This is a genomic window from Elioraea thermophila (ex Habib et al. 2022) (assembly GCF_003336755.1).
GTDB classification, from domain to species: Bacteria; Pseudomonadota; Alphaproteobacteria; order Acetobacterales; family Acetobacteraceae; genus Elioraea; species Elioraea thermophila.
The window spans coordinates 26446-41509 of sequence record NZ_QMDI01000003.1 but is presented as its reverse complement, the minus strand read 5'-3'; the positions used below and the strand labels follow the sequence as shown (position 1 = coordinate 41509).

General features: G+C 71.4%; 15 protein-coding genes. 11 read left to right on the top strand and 4 right to left on the bottom strand.

The window, feature by feature from the left end; genetic code table 11:
* Nucleotides 1–12 precede the first annotated feature (12 nt).
* The 6 genes from lptF to rsmA are packed head-to-tail and all read left to right on the top strand — an operon-like array spanning nt 13 to nt 7605.
* A complete protein-coding gene (gene lptF, locus DWB05_RS07710) occupies nt 13–1131 on the top strand; it encodes an LPS export ABC transporter permease LptF (protein WP_114376646.1) in 1119 nt (372 codons plus the stop codon).
* Between the two features lie 11 nt (nt 1132–1142).
* On the top strand, nt 1143–2255 hold the full coding sequence (gene lptG, locus DWB05_RS07705; RefSeq protein WP_114376645.1) for an LPS export ABC transporter permease LptG: 1113 nt from the start codon (nt 1143–1145) through the stop codon (nt 2253–2255).
* Nucleotides 2256–4433 carry an LPS-assembly protein LptD gene (locus DWB05_RS07700; protein ID WP_114376644.1) on the top strand — a complete coding sequence of 726 codons (2178 nt, stop codon included), beginning with the start codon at nt 2256–2258 and terminating at the stop codon, nt 4431–4433. It abuts the gene before it with no gap.
* Between the two features lie 60 nt (nt 4434–4493).
* Nucleotides 4494–5762: a peptidylprolyl isomerase gene (locus tag DWB05_RS07695; RefSeq protein ID WP_114376643.1), complete on the top strand. Its 1269-nt coding sequence runs from the start codon at nt 4494–4496 to the stop codon at nt 5760–5762.
* Nucleotides 5759–6763 carry a 4-hydroxythreonine-4-phosphate dehydrogenase PdxA gene (pdxA, locus tag DWB05_RS07690; RefSeq protein ID WP_114376642.1) on the top strand — a complete coding sequence of 335 codons (1005 nt, stop codon included), beginning with the start codon at nt 5759–5761 and terminating at the stop codon, nt 6761–6763. The genes DWB05_RS07695 and pdxA overlap by 4 nt, the downstream gene beginning before the upstream one ends.
* On the top strand, nt 6760–7605 hold the full coding sequence (gene rsmA, locus DWB05_RS07685; RefSeq protein WP_114376641.1) for a 16S rRNA (adenine(1518)-N(6)/adenine(1519)-N(6))-dimethyltransferase RsmA: 846 nt from the start codon (nt 6760–6762) through the stop codon (nt 7603–7605). The genes pdxA and rsmA overlap by 4 nt, the downstream gene beginning before the upstream one ends.
* Here the strand turns inward: rsmA and DWB05_RS07680 are convergent.
* Nucleotides 7565–9439: an ABC-F family ATP-binding cassette domain-containing protein gene (locus tag DWB05_RS07680; RefSeq protein ID WP_114376640.1), complete on the bottom strand. Its 1875-nt coding sequence runs from the start codon at nt 9437–9439 to the stop codon at nt 7565–7567. The genes rsmA and DWB05_RS07680 overlap by 41 nt on opposite strands.
* Before the next feature lie 125 nt (nt 9440–9564).
* On the opposite strand from DWB05_RS07680, the gene ndk reads away from it, so the two are divergent.
* Complete coding sequence (ndk, locus tag DWB05_RS07675; RefSeq protein ID WP_114376639.1) at nt 9565–9987, top strand: nucleoside-diphosphate kinase; 423 nt, start codon at nt 9565–9567, stop codon at nt 9985–9987.
* Nucleotides 9988–10046: 59 nt separating this feature from the next.
* Here ndk and DWB05_RS07670 read toward each other — a convergent pair whose 3' ends face one another.
* Genes DWB05_RS07670 through purM form a run of 3 tightly spaced genes read right to left on the bottom strand, consistent with a single transcriptional unit; the run spans nt 10047 to nt 11934 of the window.
* Nucleotides 10047–10205: an aa3-type cytochrome c oxidase subunit IV gene (locus tag DWB05_RS07670; protein WP_157967128.1), complete on the bottom strand. Its 159-nt coding sequence runs from the start codon at nt 10203–10205 to the stop codon at nt 10047–10049.
* 35 nt (nt 10206–10240) lie between these two features.
* The gene (gene purN, locus DWB05_RS07665; RefSeq protein WP_114376637.1) at nt 10241–10879 is read right to left on the bottom strand and encodes a phosphoribosylglycinamide formyltransferase; all 639 of its coding nucleotides are present in this window, start codon (nt 10877–10879) and stop codon (nt 10241–10243) included.
* Nucleotides 10876–11934, bottom strand: a complete 1059-nt coding sequence (gene purM, locus DWB05_RS07660; RefSeq protein ID WP_114376636.1) for a phosphoribosylformylglycinamidine cyclo-ligase — start codon at nt 11932–11934, stop codon at nt 10876–10878. The genes purN and purM overlap by 4 nt, the downstream gene beginning before the upstream one ends.
* An 83-nt stretch (nt 11935–12017) precedes the next feature.
* Here purM and DWB05_RS07655 point away from each other — a divergent pair, with 83 nt between their 5' ends.
* The 4 genes from DWB05_RS07655 to DWB05_RS07640 are packed head-to-tail and all read left to right on the top strand — an operon-like array spanning nt 12018 to nt 14964.
* Nucleotides 12018–12638 carry a hypothetical protein gene (locus DWB05_RS07655; RefSeq protein WP_114376635.1) on the top strand — a complete coding sequence of 207 codons (621 nt, stop codon included), beginning with the start codon at nt 12018–12020 and terminating at the stop codon, nt 12636–12638.
* A gap of 9 nt (nt 12639–12647) precedes the next feature.
* Nucleotides 12648–13190 (top strand): CDP-alcohol phosphatidyltransferase family protein, encoded by a 543-nt coding sequence (locus DWB05_RS07650; RefSeq protein ID WP_114376634.1) that lies wholly within the window; start codon nt 12648–12650, stop codon nt 13188–13190.
* 2 nt (nt 13191–13192) lie between these two features.
* Nucleotides 13193–14281: an AI-2E family transporter gene (locus DWB05_RS07645; RefSeq protein ID WP_114376633.1), complete on the top strand. Its 1089-nt coding sequence runs from the start codon at nt 13193–13195 to the stop codon at nt 14279–14281.
* The gene (locus DWB05_RS07640; protein WP_114376632.1) at nt 14278–14964 is read left to right on the top strand and encodes a P-loop NTPase family protein; all 687 of its coding nucleotides are present in this window, start codon (nt 14278–14280) and stop codon (nt 14962–14964) included. The genes DWB05_RS07645 and DWB05_RS07640 overlap by 4 nt, the downstream gene beginning before the upstream one ends.
* Nucleotides 14965–15064 lie beyond the last annotated feature (100 nt).

Below are 15064 nucleotides of genomic sequence, written 5' to 3'. Positions count from 1 at the left end.
GACCGCGCGCGCATGCCCCGCCTGACCCGCTACATCCTGCGCCAGCTCGTGCTCGGGCTGATCGCCGTCACCGGCGGGCTTGCCGCCCTCGTCTGGCTGACCCAGAGCCTGCGCTTCCTCGAGCTCGTGCTGAACCGCGGGCTGTCGCTCGGCGTGTTCCTCGAGCTCACGCTCTACATGCTGCCGAATTTCGTCGCGATCGTCCTCCCCGTCACCACGTTCATCGTCGTGCTCGCGGTCTATCACCGTCTCGAGAACGATCGCGAACTCGTGGTGATGCGCGGGGCGGGCCTCAGTCCCCTCGCGCTCGCCCGCCCCGCCCTTCTCATCGCCGCCGCGGTGGCCGCCATCGGCTGGATAATGAACCTGTGGGTGGTTCCGGAGACATATCGATCCTTCCGCGAATATCAGTTCGACATCCGCCATCGCATGGCGGCCGTCCTGTTGCAGGAAGGCGTGTTTTCGAGCCTCGGCGATGGGCTCACCGTGTTCGTGCGCGCGCGCGAGGCCGACGGCTCGTTCCGCGGCATCCTGCTGCACGATGCGCGGGACGCGCGTGCCCCGGCCACGGTGTTCGCCGAACGCGGCTGGTTCGCCCTCGAGAGGGACGCGCCGCGGGTCGTTCTGGTCAACGGCTCACGCCAGGAGCTCGATCCGCGCACCGGCACCGTGCGCACGCTGAGCTTCGCCGAGAATACGGTGACTATCGCCACGCCAGCGATGCGCGAGGAGGCCCGCTACCGCGAGGCGCGCGAACGGACGCTGAGCGAGCTTCTCCATCCCGATCCGGCCGAGCGGATCAGCGACCGCGACCGCCGCCGCTTCGTTGCGGAGGCGCATCAGCGACTGAGCGGGCCGTTCCTGGCCGTCTCCCTTGTCCTGGTCGCCCTGGCTTTCCTGCTCGGCGGCGATTTCAGCCGCTTCGGCAAGACGCGCCGCCTGCTTGCCGCGGTGGCCGTCGGTGCCGGCCTGATCGCCTCGGGCGTGGCGCTCGGCAATGTCGCCGTGCGTCACCTCGCCCTTCTGCCGCTGATCTGGGCGCACGCCGTTCTGCCGGGGCTGATCGCCGGGTTCTGGCTCGCTGCCCCGTGGCAGAGCCTGCGGCCGGTACGGGAGAGCATCCGCGGGTGAGGACGCTCTCGATGCGCCTGCCACTGGTCCTTCCCCTCTACGTCGGCCGGGTGTTCCTGGTCGCCACCCTCGCGGTGCTGGCCGGCCTGCTCGCCATCGTCGCCTTGCTCGACGTGATCGAACTAACCCGCCGGGCAGCCGGGCGCACCGACGTCGCGTTCGTGAGACTGGCGGAGATCACCGCCCTCAAGCTGCCGTTCCTGGCCATCGAGATCCTGCCCTTTGCGGTGCTCATCGGCGGCCTGGTCGCATTCTGGCGGCTGACCCGCAGTTCCGAGCTCATCGTCGCCCGCGCCGCCGGGCTGTCGGCTTGGCAATTCCTCTCGCTGCCGGCTCTCGCCGCGGCCCTGCTCGGTGTCGTGGCGATCACGCTGGTCAGCCCGATCTCGGCCGCGCTCTTCGCCCGCGCCGAACGGCTGGATGCGAGCCTGCTGCGCGGCGGGGCCGGACCGCTCGGCCTCACCGGCGGAGGGCTCTGGTTGAAGCAGCGGGACGGCGGGATCGTGCCCGACGGCAGTGCGATCCTGCATGGCGGACGGGTGCAAGTCGTCGCCGATCGCCTCGTCCTCGAACGCGTCACGGTGTTCCGGCTCGGCCCGGATGATCGGCCGATCGGACGCATCGAGGCGGAGCGGGCGGTGTTGGAGCCGGGGCGGTGGCGGCTGGAGAATGCAGCCGTCCTCGCTGGTGACCGGCTCCTTGCCCCGACCCCTGTGCTCGCGCTCCCGACCGATCTCACGCTCGAGCGCCTCGAGGAGGGGCTGGCGCCGCCTGACACGTTGTCGTTCTGGGATTTGCCGGCGTTCGCGCGGCTGCTGGAGGAGGCCGGATTCCCCGCCCAGCGGCACCGCTTGCGCTTCAACATGCTGCTCGCCCTGCCGGTGCTCGCCGCCACCATGGCGTTGGTCGCCGCCGGTTTCGCGATGCGGCCCGCCCGCCGCGGCGGTGTCGCGCTGCTCGCGGGGTCCGGTGTCGCCGCCGGGTTCAGCCTTTTTGTGCTGACCAAGGTCGTCGGCGAATTCGGCGTCGGCGGCGCGGTTCCCGTCGCCATGGCGGCGTGGACGCCGACGGTGGTCGGCCTGATGCTCGCCGTCTCTCTCCTCCTCCACCTGGAGGACGGCTGAGTGCGGCGCCCCCCACTCGCCGGCGCAGCCCTGGCCTGCGCCGCGCTCCTTGCGGCCGCCGAGGCCCACGCCCAGCCGCGGCGGCTGACGGAAGCCGACCGCCAACCCGTCGTCTTCACCGCGGGCGAAGTCGTCTACGACGAGCGGGACGACCTGGTGATCGCCCGCGGTGGCGTGGAGGCATGGCAGGGCGAGAGGATCCTGCGTGCACGCGAGATCACCTTCCAGAGGCGGACGGGCCGTGCCGCCGCCCGCGGCGACGTGGTGCTGATGGAGCCCGACGGCCAGGTGTTCTTCGCCGAAGAAGCGGAGCTCACCGAGGACCTGCGCGAGGGCGTGATCCGCGAATTGCGCGCCCTGCTTGCCGAGGGAGGGCGCCTTGCCGCCTCCGGAGCGGTGCGGTCTGAGGGACGGCTCACCGACATGCGCCGTGCCGTCTACACGACCTGCGAGGCCTGCCCGCGCGATCCGCTTCGCCCCCCGCTGTGGCAGATTCGTGCCAATCGCGTCGTGCATGACGAGCAGGACAAGATCGTCGAATACTTCGACGCCACCCTCCAACTCGGCGGCATACCCGTCCTCTACGTGCCGTATTTCTGGCATGCCGACCCCTCCGTGCGCCGCAAGTCCGGCTTGCTCGCCCCACAGTTCGGCCGCTCCACCTATCTGGGGCCCTATTTCCGCCAACCTTACTATTGGGTGATCTCGCCGTCGGCGGATGCCACCATCGCCCCGATGATCACCGGCAACCGCGGCCCTGCCCTGTTCGGTGAGTACCGCCAGCGCTTCAATGCGGGCCTCGTCACCCTGCAGGGCAGCGGGGCGCGCGACAGCCGCGACGACCGTTGGCGCGGCCACCTGTTCGGCACGGTCCGCTTCACGGTGAACGAGACCTTCCGCACGGGGCTCGATCTCCAGCGCTCCTCCGACAACACCTATTTGCGGCGCTACCGGGTCGGCTCCCTCAACAACCAGCCGGTGCTCGTCTCGACCCCATTCCTCGAAGGCTTCTCGCCGACGGCCTATCTGCGTGCCGACGCATTCTTCTTTCAGGGCCTCGGCTCTGAGGACGATGATCGCCGCACACCGATGGTGCTGCCGCGGCTGTTCGCCGAATTCCGCACCGAACCGGATCGGCTCGGTGGTCAGTGGCACGCCGATGCCGGCGTCTTCGTGGCCGCCCGGAGGCGCGGGACCGATACGCAGCGCATCGCCTCGCGGCTCCGTTACACGCTGCCCTGGCGGGGGCCGATCGGCCAAGTCTGGTCGCTCGACGGCAACCTCGACCTGATCGGCTATGCGGTGCGCGGCGATCCGCAGAGCACGCCGGTGCCGGGCGGCATCACCGGTGAGGATGGCAGGGTCCAGCCGCAGGTCGCGCTCACCTGGCGCTGGCCTTTCCTGCGCACCGGGGGGGCATGGGGAAGCCAGCTCATCGAGCCCATCGTGCAAGGCGTCGTCGGGCCGAACACGGGACGCAACCCGCGCATTCCGAACGAGGACAGTGTGGATCTCGAATTCACCGATGCCTCGCTGTTCGGCTTCAATCGTTTCCCCGGGCGCGATCGGCTGGACGGCGGAGCACGGCTCAATACGGGGCTGCGGGGGGCCTGGTTCCTGCCGGGGGGGCAGAGCGTGGAAGGCCTGTTCGGCCAAGCCTTCCGCGCCGCGGCCGACGATCTCTACCCCGCGGGCTCAGGGCTGGAGGGCCGCCGCTCCGATTACGTGGCCAGGCTGACGGTGGTCCCCTCGCAGCATCTCAGCCTGTCGTACCGAACCCGGCTCGATCGCGACACGCTGGCGACGGAACTCGCCGACGTCTCGACCACCCTCTCCGGCTTCGGTCGCTACGTCACGCTCTCCTACCTCACCGCCCCGGCCCAGCCCGAAGCGCTGCAACCCCTAGCCCGGCGCGAGATCGGCGGCACGATCGGTGGGCGGATCAGCGGAAACTGGTCGGGCTTCTTCGGTTCGCGGCGCGACCTCGCGCGCGAAAAGATGGTCGCCTCCTTCGGCGGGCTGCGCTACGAGGACGAGTGTTTCGTGTTCTCCGTGACCTATCTGAGGCGGTTCGGCGCCGTGCGCGACGCAGCGGGCGTATCGGACGGCGCCGGAACGGACCTTCTGTTCACCGTCGTCTTCAAGACGGTGGGCGAATTCGGCTTCTCCGCCCTGTGATACCGCCCCGGCCGAACGAGTCCGTTGCGGACCGATGGCATCGCGCCTAAGCAGCGGCTCATGGCACCCAGGGCCCTTCGCCTCCTCGCCGCGCTGATGTTGATCCTCGCCGCGCCACCGGCGCTGGCGCAGTCGGCCGGTATCGTCGCGGTGGTGAACGGCGACATCATCACCACCTTCGATGTCGAGTCGCGTCGTCGCCTGTTCGCCGCCACCGCCGGCCTGCCCTTGACGCCGGAGGTGCTGGATCGGATCACGCCTCAGGTGCGCCGTTTGCTGGTGGATGAGCGGCTTCGGCTGCAGGAGGCGCAGCGGCGGCGAATCCCGGTGACCGATGCCGAGATCGCGACCGCGATCGCCCGCATCGAGCGGCAGAACCGCCTGCCCGAGGGCGGGCTTCGTGCCAATCTTGCCCGCCAAGGCATCGATGTGCGGGCGCTCTACGCGCAACTCCGCGCGACCATCGCCTGGGCGAAGCTGGTGCGCGCCGAGCTCGGCCCGCAGGCCGACATCGACCCCGAGCAGGTGCGCCAGCGCATCCGCGAGATCGAGGCGGCGACGGGTCAGCCCGAGTTCCTGGTCTCCGAAATCTTCATCGCGGTCGACGACCCCTCCCAGGAGCGCGAGGCGGAACGAACCGCTGCCGACCTGATCGACCAGCTTCGCCGTGGCGCCCCCTTCGCCGCCGTCGCCGCCCAGTTCAGCCAGGCACAGTCGGCCGAGGAGGGGGGGGATCTCGGCTGGGTCCGGCTGGGCCAGCTTGAGCCGGAGGTGGAGGCGGTGCTGACCCAGATGCCCGTCGGCGCCATCTCGTTGCCGATCCGCACCGCCGGCGGCTACACGGTGGTCACTCTGCGCGGGCGGCGCGAGGTCGGGCGCGACATCGCCACCCTGCTCACGCTGCGTCAGGCGTTCCTGCCCTTCGACGCGATCCTGGATCCGCGCGCGCCGACACCGCAGCAGATCCGCACGCTGGAGACGGCACGCCGAATCTCGGAGACCGCGCGAAGCTGCGACGCATTCGAACGCCAGGTGCAGGCGAGCCCGGGCGCGCGGCTGACCGTGCCGCCGGGCGACGTTCGGCTCGACGAGCAGCCCGCCGAGCTGCAGCGCATCCTCAACGGACTGTCGCCGGGGCGCCCGAGCGAGCCGCTGATCGCCCCCGACGGCATCGTGCTGTTCATGGTCTGCAACCGTCGCCAGGAGAACCTCGCCATCCCCACGCCGGAGGCGGTGGCGGAAACCATCCTGCGCGAGCGCGTGGATCTCCTGTCGCGCCAGATGATGCGCGATCTGCGTCGTCGCGCCGACATCGAATTCCGCGCATGAGCGGCGTGCTCGCCCTCACCATGGGAGATCCCGCCGGCATCGGCGGCGAGATCGCGCTTGCCGCCTGGCAGGCACTTCGGCGCGAAGGCCCTGTCTTCGTCGCCATTGACGATCCCGCGCGTCTCACCACCCTCGCCGCCGCGCTCGCACAAGGGGTCCCCGTGCGCGCCGTCTCCTCCGTCGCCGAGGCCGCCGCCGTCTTCCCTCGCGCCTTGCCGGTGCTCGCCGAACCGCTGCCGACTCCGGCCTGCCCCGGCCGGCCCGACCCGGCCCACGGGCCCACCATCCTCGCCTCGATCCGCCGCGCCGTCGCGCTTGCCCGCGCCGGCGAGGTCGCCGCCGTCGTCACCAACCCGATCGCCAAGACCACCCTGTTCGATGCCGGGCTGCCGCATGCCGGCCACACCTCGTGGCTGGCGGAACTCGCGGGTGGTGGTGATCCGGTGATGATGCTCGCCTCGCCGAAGCTCCGCGTCGTCCCCGTCACCGTCCACATCCCGCTCGCCGCGGTGCCGCGCGTGCTGACCGTTGAGCGGATCGTCACCGCGGGGCGCATCACCGCCGCTGCCCTCGCCGCCGATTTCGGCCTTGCCCGGCCGCGTCTTGCGGTCGCCGGCCTCAACCCGCACGCGGGCGAAGGGGGCACGATCGGCGATGAGGAGGAGCGCATCATCCGCCCCGCCATTGCGTCCTTGCGCGCGATGGGGCTCGACGTGAGCGGGCCCCATGCGGCGGACAGCCTGTTCCACAACCGCGCGCGGCAAGGCTACGACGCGGCCCTCTCTATGTACCACGACCAGGCGCTGATCCCGGTGAAGACGCTCGACTTCGCCGGCACGGTGAACGTCACGCTGGGCTTGCCCATCGTGCGCACGAGCCCCGATCACGGCACGGCCTACGACATCGCGGGCCAGGGCAAGGCCGACCCCTCGAGCCTGATCGCCGCGCTGCGGCTCGCCGCCGAGATCGCCGCCCGCCGCCGCCTCGCCCGCGCGGCGTGAGCGCACGCCGGCCGCTGCGCGAGGTCATCGCCGAACACGGGCTCGCCGCGCGCAAGTCCCTCGGCCAGCATTTCCTGCTCGATCCCAATCTCCTCGCGCGCATCGTGCGCGAGGCGGGGCCCCTCGCCGGCCGACATGTCATCGAGATCGGCCCTGGGCCAGGCGGCCTCACGCGGGCGCTGTTGGATGCGGGGGTGGCGAGCGTGACCGCGATCGAGCGCGATCCCCGCTGCGTGGCCGCACTCGCCGACCTGGTGGCGGAGAGCGGAGGGCGGCTTCGGGTGATCGAGGCCGATGCGCTGACCGTGCCGGCGGCCTCGCTCGTCCCGCCACCGCGCGCGATCGTCGCCAACTTGCCCTACAACATCGCCACCCCGCTGCTGGTCGGCTGGCTGCGCGAGATCGCGGCCTACGAGAGCCTGACCCTGATGTTCCAGGCCGAGGTGGCGGAGCGGATCACGGCGAGCCCCGGCTCCCCCGGCTACGGACGCCTCGCCGTCTTGGCGCAGTGGGTGGCGGATGCGCGCATCGTGCTTCGCCTCCCCCCGCGCGCCTTCACCCCCCCACCCAAGGTCGCCTCCGCTGTGGTCCGGCTCGTTCCGCGCCAGGATCAACCCCGGTGTGACCTCTTTTCGGCGATGGAACGCGTCACGGCGGCGGCCTTCGGCCAGCGCCGCAAGATGCTGCGCGCCGCCTTGAAGTCCCTGGGCGAGGCGGAGGCGCTGCTCGCGGCAGCCGGGATCGCTGCCGACCGTCGGGCGGAGACGCTGAGTGTGGCCGAATTCGACCGCCTCGCGCGGCTCATGCTTGCGCGGCGGCCTCCAGCGCCTCCGATGCGGTGAGCCAGGCCTCCTCGGCGGCGGCGAGCAGGCGGCGCACTTCGGCAAGCCGCGCGCCGTGCGCCGCGATGGTCGCCGCGTCGCCGCCACCGGCGTAGAGGGCGGGGTCGGCCAGCGCCGCCTCGAGGCGCTCCCGCTCCTTGCCGAGGCGCGCGATCTCGGCCTCGAGCGCGGCGATGCGCTTGCGCAACGGGGCCACCGCGGCGCGGGCCTCCGCCCTCTGCCGCCGCTCCTCCGCCCGGCTCGGTACCGTCTCCGCGCGCGCCACCGGCCGCGTCTGTTCGGTCAAGATGGCGCGGTAGTCGTCCAGATCGCCCTCGAACGGCCGCACCGTGCCCTCGGCGACGAGCAGCAGCCGATCCGCGACGAGCTCGACGACGTGCGGGTCGTGCGTGATCAGCACCACCGCGCCCTCGTAGTCGGCCAGCGCCCGGATCAGCGCCTCGCGCGCATCGAGGTCGAGATGGTTGGTCGGTTCGTCGAGGATGAGCAGCTGTGGGGCGTGCCGTGTGGCGAGCGCGAGCAGAAGACGCGCCTTTTCTCCGCCCGACAATGCGGCGACGGGTGTGTCGGCGCGATCCGCATCGAGGCCAAAACGGGCCAGCTGGGCGCGCACCTCCGGCGGAGACGCACGCGGGAGGGCGCGCGCCATGTGGTCGATCGGCGTCTCGGTGCCGATCAGTTCCTCCTCCTGGTGCTGGGCGAAGAAGCCGACCGACAGGCGGGGCGTGCGGAACACGCTGCCCGCGAGCGGCTCGAGCCTTCCCGCCAGCAGTTTGGCGAGCGTCGATTTGCCGTTGCCGTTGCGGCCGAGCAGCGCGATGCGGTCGTCGGCATCCAGGCGAAGACTGACGCCGCGCAGCACCGGACGACCGTCGTAGCCCACGGCGACGCGGTCCAGGGCGAGGAGCGGCGGAGCAAGTCCCACGGGGGTGGGAAAGGCGAAGCGCGTCGGCCTCTCCTCGACGATCGCCTCGATGGCGGGCAGGCGGGCGATCGCCTTCAGGCGAGACTGCGCTTGGCGCGCCTTGGTCGCCTTGGCGCGGAAGCGGTCGACGAAGGCCTGCAGGCGGGCGCGTTCGCGCGCCACCCGCTCCGCCAGTGCCGCCTCGCGCGCCGCCCGCTCCTCGCGCAGGCGCACAAACGCCGAGAAGCCGCCGGGATAGAGCGTGATCCGGCCGCGATCGAGATGGGCGATCGCATCGACCGCCCGATCGAGCAGGCCGCGGTCGTGGCTGACGATGATCGCCGCCCCGGGAAAGCGCGCGAGCCAGCCCTCGAGCCAGAGCGTCGCCTCGAGATCGAGATGGTTGGTCGGCTCATCGAGCAGCAGGAGGTCGGGCTCGAGGAAGAGGGCGGAGGCCAAAGCGACCCGCATCCGCCAGCCTCCCGAGAACGAGGAGAGCGGGCGGGCTTGCTGCGCCTCGTCGAAGCCGAGGCCTGAGAGGATGGCGGCCGCGCGCGCCGGGGCCGCATCCGCCCCGATGGCCCGCAGGCGGTCGTGGAGCTCGGCGAGGCGTTCGGGCGGCGCGTGCTCGGCTTCGGCGAGCAGCCGCGTGCGCTCGGCATCGGCCGCGAGCACGGTCGCGAGCAGGTTCGCCGCGCCCGAAGGCGCGGTCTGGGCGACGGCGGCGAGGCGAACCCCGCGCGCGAGACGGATTGTTCCGCCATCGAGCGCAACCTCGCCCAGGATGGCCCGCAGCAGGGTGGACTTGCCGGCCCCATTGCGCCCGACCAGGCCCACTTTCCGCCCTGCCGCCACGGTGAGGTCGGCCCCATCGAGCAAGGTGCGTCCGGCGAGGCGCAGGACAGCGCCCTCGATGGCCAGCACCGTCATCGCCGCGCCTCAACCGTGCCGGCAGCGCTCCCCCGCGCGCGGCAGGGGTTCACGCGCGGCCCCATCTCGCCTACAGGGCGGCCGCACCGCACCATCGTTCACCCTGGCAGATGGAGAGAGGCCGCATGGCCGTCGAACGCACCCTCAGCATCATCAAGCCCGACGCGACAAGACGCAACCTCACCGGCAAGATCAATGCGATCTTCGAGGAGAACGGCCTGCGCATCGTCGCCCAGAAGCGCATCTGGATGAGCCGCGCGCATGCGAAGGAATTCTACAAGGTGCATGCGGAGCGGCCGTTCTACGCCAGCCTCGTCGACTTCATGTGCTCGGGCCCCGTCGTGGTGCAGGTGCTCGAGGGCGAGAACGCGGTGGCGAAGAACCGCGAGCTGATGGGCGCGACCGACCCGGCCAAGGCGGCACCCGGAACGATCCGCGCCCTGTTCGCCGAAAGCATCGAGGCGAACTCGGTGCACGGCTCGGACAGCGCGGAGAACGCGGCGCGCGAGATCGCCTTCTTCTTCGCCCAGACCGAGATCGTGGGCTGAAGGGCGCGCCGGGGCGGACCGTCGAGGGCCGCCCTCCCGAGCGCCTCTCTCGGCAGCGACTAGAGCAGGAACACCGCGAGCAGGATCAGGATCGCGGCGACCGATGCGACCGTCCAGACGATCGCCCGGTTGAAGCCCCGATACATCTCCTCGCGCGTGCGGAGGAACTCGTCGAGTTTCGGGTCGTCCATCCTGACCGCACCACCTGTTCCTGCCATGGCTGCCCTCCCCTTCTCCATCAGGCCCCCCTCCCTTAGGCGGAGCGAGGCACCAGCGGCAAGGGGTTGAACAAGACGGTCTCGGCCGAAGCCGGGCCGGTGGCGACCCCGAGATAGGCGGCAAGCGCGGTCGGATAGAGACGGTGTTCGGCCGCCAGCACCCGCGCGGCGAGGCTGTCCGCCGTGTCGCCCGGCAGCACGGGCACGGCCGCCTGGGCGAGGATCGGGCCGTCGTCCATCGCCTCGGTGACGAGATGGACGGTGCAACCGTGCAGCTTGGCGCCGGCGGCGAGGGCGCGAGCATGCGTATCAAGCCCTGGGAAGGCCGGCAGCAGGCTCGGGTGGATGTTGAGCATCCGGCCGCGCCACAGACCGACCAAGTAGGGGGTGAGCAGGCGCATCCAGCCGGCGAGGCAGACGAGGCTGACCCCCGCCCCGTGCAGCGCAGCCTGGATCGCCGCCTCGTGCGCCGCCCGGTCGCCGCGGAACGGGCGGTGGTCGATCACCGCCGTCGGCACCCCCGCCGCCCGCGCGATGGCAAGCCCTCCGGCGGCGGGTTCGTTGCAGACGACCAGCGCGATTTCGGCCGGAAACGCCGGGTCGGCCGAGGCCTCGAGGAGGGCGCGCAGGTTGCTGCCGCGCCCGGAGATCAGCACCGCAACCTTCGTCTTCATGCAAGCCAGCCGTCCGGCACCGCGACCTCGACCCGGGCCGGCCCCTCCCCGGCGACGAGGGTGCCGATCCGGAAGACCCGCTCGCCGCATGCGGAGAGGATCGCGGTCGCAGGCTCGGCCTCGGCGGGAGCGACCACCACCGCCATGCCGATGCCGCAGTTGAACACACGCAGCATTTCCTCAGCCGCCACCCCGCCCGTGCGCGCGAGCCAGGCGAACACCGGCGGCACCGGCCACGTGGCGGCATCGATGGAGGCGACCAGCCCCTCCGGGAGCACCCGCGGCAGGTTCCCGGGCAGGCCGCCGCCGGTGATGTGCGCCGCGGCCTTGATCAGCCCCTGGCGGTGCGCAGCCAGCACAGGTGCCACGTAGATGCGCGTCGGTTCGAGCAACGCCTCGCCGAGGGTCACCGCACCATGCCACGGACAGGGCGAGGACCAGCCAAGCCCCGCTTCGGCGACGATGCGGCGGACGAGCGAAAAACCGTTCGAGTGCACCCCCGACGAAGCGAGCCCCAGCACGACGTCGCCGGGCGCGAGGTCGGCGCGCGGCAGCAAGCTGCCGCGCTCGGCCGCCCCCACCGCAAAACCGGCGAGGTCGTAGTCGCCCGCCGCATACATCCCGGGCATCTCCGCCGTCTCGCCCCCCACCAGGGCGCAGCCGGCAATCCGGCAGCCCTCGGCGATGCCGGCGATCACGTCCGCCGCGTGGTCGATCGCCAGCCGGGCGGTGGCGAAGTAATCGAGGAAGAACAGGGGCTCTGCCCCCTGCACCACGAGGTCGTTGACGCACATGGCGACGAGGTCGATCCCCACCCCCCGGTGGCGGCCGGTCTCGATCGCGATCTTCAGCTTCGTTCCGACACCATCCGTGGTCGCGACCAGCACGGGGTCGGCGAAACCCGCCGCGCGCAGGTCGAACAGCGCGCCGAACCCGCCCAAAGCGCCGAGCGTGCCGGGCCGATCAGTGGCGCGGGCGAGCGGCTTGATCCGCTCAACAAGCGCCTCGCCCGCCTCGATGTCGACGCCGGCGTCGCGGTAGGTGGCTCTGGCGATGGTCTCCCCCGATCGGCTAAGGCAGCATGCACCCGGTCACCGCCGGGTCGTGTCGGGGAAGGGGCGTGTCGTCAAGAGCAAGCATGTTGGGGGCGCTGGTCGCGCTCGCGCTCTGGTGCGGGGCGGCGCAGGCCGGCGAGTGGGGGTTCCGGGTCGGCGGCATCGCGGTGGACGAGACGGCGGCGGACGCGCTGGCGGCCAGGGCCGCGGCGCAGGCGACCGGCCGGCGGGCGGCCTGGGAACGTTTCCTCGCCCGCGAGGCGCCGGAAGCGGCGGCACGGCTTCGGCGGTTGCCCGAGAGCGAGCTCGACCACTTGGTCGAGGGCTTCGAGGTCGCCGAGGAAGAGATCACGGCGCGGCGTTACCGCGCGACCCTGACGGTTCTGTTTCGCCCCGAGGCCGTCCGCGCCCTGCTTGCGCGCGAGCTCGGCCCCGGCGAGACCATCGAGGTGCGGGCGCGCTTCGCCTCGCCCGCCGAGTGGGCGGAGCTCAGGCGCCGCCTATCCGCCATCCCTGTCGTTTCGCGGGTCGAGCTGCGCGGCCTCGGCGCCGGCGAGGCTCGCCTTGCCCTCACGCTCTTCGGCGGTGCGGCGAGGGCCGAACCTGCTCTTGCCGCCGCCGGGCTCGTGCTGGCGACGGACGGCGAGCGGCGCAGCCTTGCCCTCGCCCCGTCGGTAGCGGCCGAGGACCGGGCGCGCGATTGAACCGGGGCGATGATCACCGCGCCCAACCTGATCACCCTCCTCCGCCTGTGCGCCGTGCCGGCCGCGGTGTGGCTCATCCTGCAGCGTGAGATGGCCTGGGCGTTCTGGCTGTTCGTCGCTGCCGGCATCTCGGATGCCGTCGACGGCTTCATCGCCAAGCGGTTCGGGCTGCGTTCGCGCGTCGGCGCCGTTCTCGACCCCGTGGCGGACAAGGCCCTGTTGGTCAGCGTTTACGTCACCCTGGGCGCGATCGGGGCCTTGCCCTCGTGGCTCGTCATCCTTGTCGTGTTCCGCGACGTGCTGATCGTCGGCGGCGTGCTCACCCTCTATGTTCTCGGCCAGGAGGTCGTGATTCGCCCGCTGTTCGTGAGCAAGGCCAACACGGCGGCGCAGATCGTGCTCGCCGCCGCCGTGCTGCTGCACGCGGCCTACGGCGTGCCAGGCGAGACAGCGGTGACGGTCCTGGAGTGGGTAGTGGCGGCGAGCACGGTGGCTTCCGGTGCGGCCTATCTCGCGCGCTGGGTGCGCGGCGGCGGTGCGGCGGCGATGTGACGATGGAAACGCCGGCCGAAATCGCGGCGCGTCGCCAGCGCCTGCTGCTCATCCTGGGTACGATCGCAGCACTCCTGTTCGCGCTGCACCTGTTTTCGTCGATCCTCCTTCCCTTCGTGCTCGCCGCCCTGATCGCCTACCTGCTCGATCCGATCGCCGATCGGCTGGAAGCGGTCGGCGTGCCGCGGGGCCTTGCCGCGATCCTGCTGGTCGTCGCCCTGCTCGCGCTCATCATCGCCTTCCTGCTGCTGTTCTACCCGCTGATCCTCGCCCAGATCAGCATCCTGATCTCGCTGATCCCGCAGTACATCCGCCTGCTCGGCGACCTCATCCAGCAGTCGCTGCTGTGGCTCGAAGAGAATCTCGGGCCCGAGTTCGTCGACCAGCGCCTGCGGCAGCTCGCGTTGAACCAGGTGAACACGATGATCGGCTGGCTGACGGGCGCGATCGCCAGCGTGGTGGGCGGCGGCGTGCAGTTGATCAACGTGCTGACACTGATCGTCGTCACCCCGATCGTCGCCTTCTACCTCCTGCGGGATTGGCCGAAGATCATCGCCCGCCTCGACTCCTGGGTGCCGCGTCGCTATGCGCCGACGGTGCGCGAGATCGCCGCCGAGATCGACCGCATCCTCTCCGCCTGGGTGCGCGGGCAGGCCCTGGTCTGCCTCATCCTCGCTCTGTTCTACGCCACCGCGCTGACGGCGGCGGGGCTGCAGCTCGGCCTCATCGTCGGGCTCACCGCCGGCATCCTCTCCTTCATCCCGTATGTCGGCACGCTGACGGGGTTCGTCGTCGGCGTCGGCATGGCGGCGGCGCAATTCGGCACTTGGTCGGGTGTGCTGACCATCGCGGCGATTTTCGTGTTCGGCAACGTCGTCGAGGGATACGTGCTGTATCCGCGCCTGCTCGGCGAGCGCGTCGAGCTGCACGCGGTTTGGGTGATCTTCGCCCTGTTCGCCGGCGGGGCGGTGTTCGGCTTCCTCGGCGTTCTGCTCGCCGTGCCGATCGCGGCGGCGATCGGCGTCATCGTTCGGCACTGGCTGAGACGCTATTTGGCGAGCGAGCTCTATCGCGATGAGGGGCGGTTGTGAGCGCCGAGCAGCTCGCCCTCGACTTTCCCGCCAAGCCCTCGTTCGCCGCGGCCGACTTCGTCTCGGCGGCGGCCACGGAGGAGGCCGAACGTTGGCTCGCCTGCTGGCCCGACTGGCCGGCAGGGCGGCTCGTGCTGGTGGGGCCCGAGGCCTCGGGGAAAAGTCATCTCGGCGCGATCTGGCGTGCGCGAAGCGGCGCGGCCGTGGTTTCCGCCGCCGCACTTCGCCTTGCCGACGTGCCGGATCAGCTCGGTTCGGCTGTGCATGTGCTGGTCGAAAACGCCGAGACGGCGGCTGGCGAGGCCGCGCGTGAGAGGGCGCTTCTGCACCTGCTGAACCTTGTCGCCGAACAGGGCGGAACCGTGCTGCTCACGACGCGCTTGCCCGCTTCCCGCTGGCCGCTCGCGCTGCCCGATCTCCGCTCCCGTCTCGTCGCCTCGGCGACGGCGACCATCGGGGCACCGGACCAGGCTCTGCTCGCTGCCGTGCTGGCCAAGCAGCTCGCCGATCGGCAGATCGTCTGTGAGCCTACTGTCGTGACCTATCTGGCCACCCGTCTGCCGCGGGATTTTGCCGCGATCGCCCGGGTCGTGCGCTGGCTCGACGCCCTCACCCTGGCCGAGGGACGACGGCTTGGCCGCGCGCAGGCCGCACGCGTGCTCGCCGCACTGGCCGAGGACTGATCCTTGCCGCGCCGTCCGCGAACCCGGAACCCCTTGCCGCCCCCCGGCCAGTCGTGGGAGGGAAGTGCGGCGCGGCACGGGGCCGCGCACCCGGTGCAGG

What these genes read in the sequence shown, in the direction of transcription:
- ndk (WP_114376639.1), top strand. Translation starts at nt 9,565, where the DNA reads ATGGCCGTCGAACGCACCCTCAGCATCATCAAGCCCGACGCGACAAGA.
- DWB05_RS07670 (WP_157967128.1), bottom strand. Translation starts at nt 10,205, where the DNA reads ATGGCAGGAACAGGTGGTGCGGTCAGGATGGACGACCCGAAACTCGAC.
- DWB05_RS07645 (WP_114376633.1), top strand. Translation starts at nt 13,193, where the DNA reads ATGGAAACGCCGGCCGAAATCGCGGCGCGTCGCCAGCGCCTGCTGCTC.
- lptG (WP_114376645.1), top strand. Translation starts at nt 1,143, where the DNA reads ATGCGCCTGCCACTGGTCCTTCCCCTCTACGTCGGCCGGGTGTTCCTG.
- pdxA (WP_114376642.1), top strand. Translation starts at nt 5,759, where the DNA reads ATGAGCGGCGTGCTCGCCCTCACCATGGGAGATCCCGCCGGCATCGGC.
- DWB05_RS07655 (WP_114376635.1), top strand. Translation starts at nt 12,018, where the DNA reads ATGTTGGGGGCGCTGGTCGCGCTCGCGCTCTGGTGCGGGGCGGCGCAG.
- DWB05_RS07680 (WP_114376640.1), bottom strand. Translation starts at nt 9,439, where the DNA reads ATGACGGTGCTGGCCATCGAGGGCGCTGTCCTGCGCCTCGCCGGACGC.
- lptF (WP_114376646.1), top strand. Translation starts at nt 13, where the DNA reads ATGCCCCGCCTGACCCGCTACATCCTGCGCCAGCTCGTGCTCGGGCTG.
- DWB05_RS07695 (WP_114376643.1), top strand. Translation starts at nt 4,494, where the DNA reads ATGGCACCCAGGGCCCTTCGCCTCCTCGCCGCGCTGATGTTGATCCTC.
- purN (WP_114376637.1), bottom strand. Translation starts at nt 10,879, where the DNA reads ATGAAGACGAAGGTTGCGGTGCTGATCTCCGGGCGCGGCAGCAACCTG.
- DWB05_RS07650 (WP_114376634.1), top strand. Translation starts at nt 12,648, where the DNA reads ATGATCACCGCGCCCAACCTGATCACCCTCCTCCGCCTGTGCGCCGTG.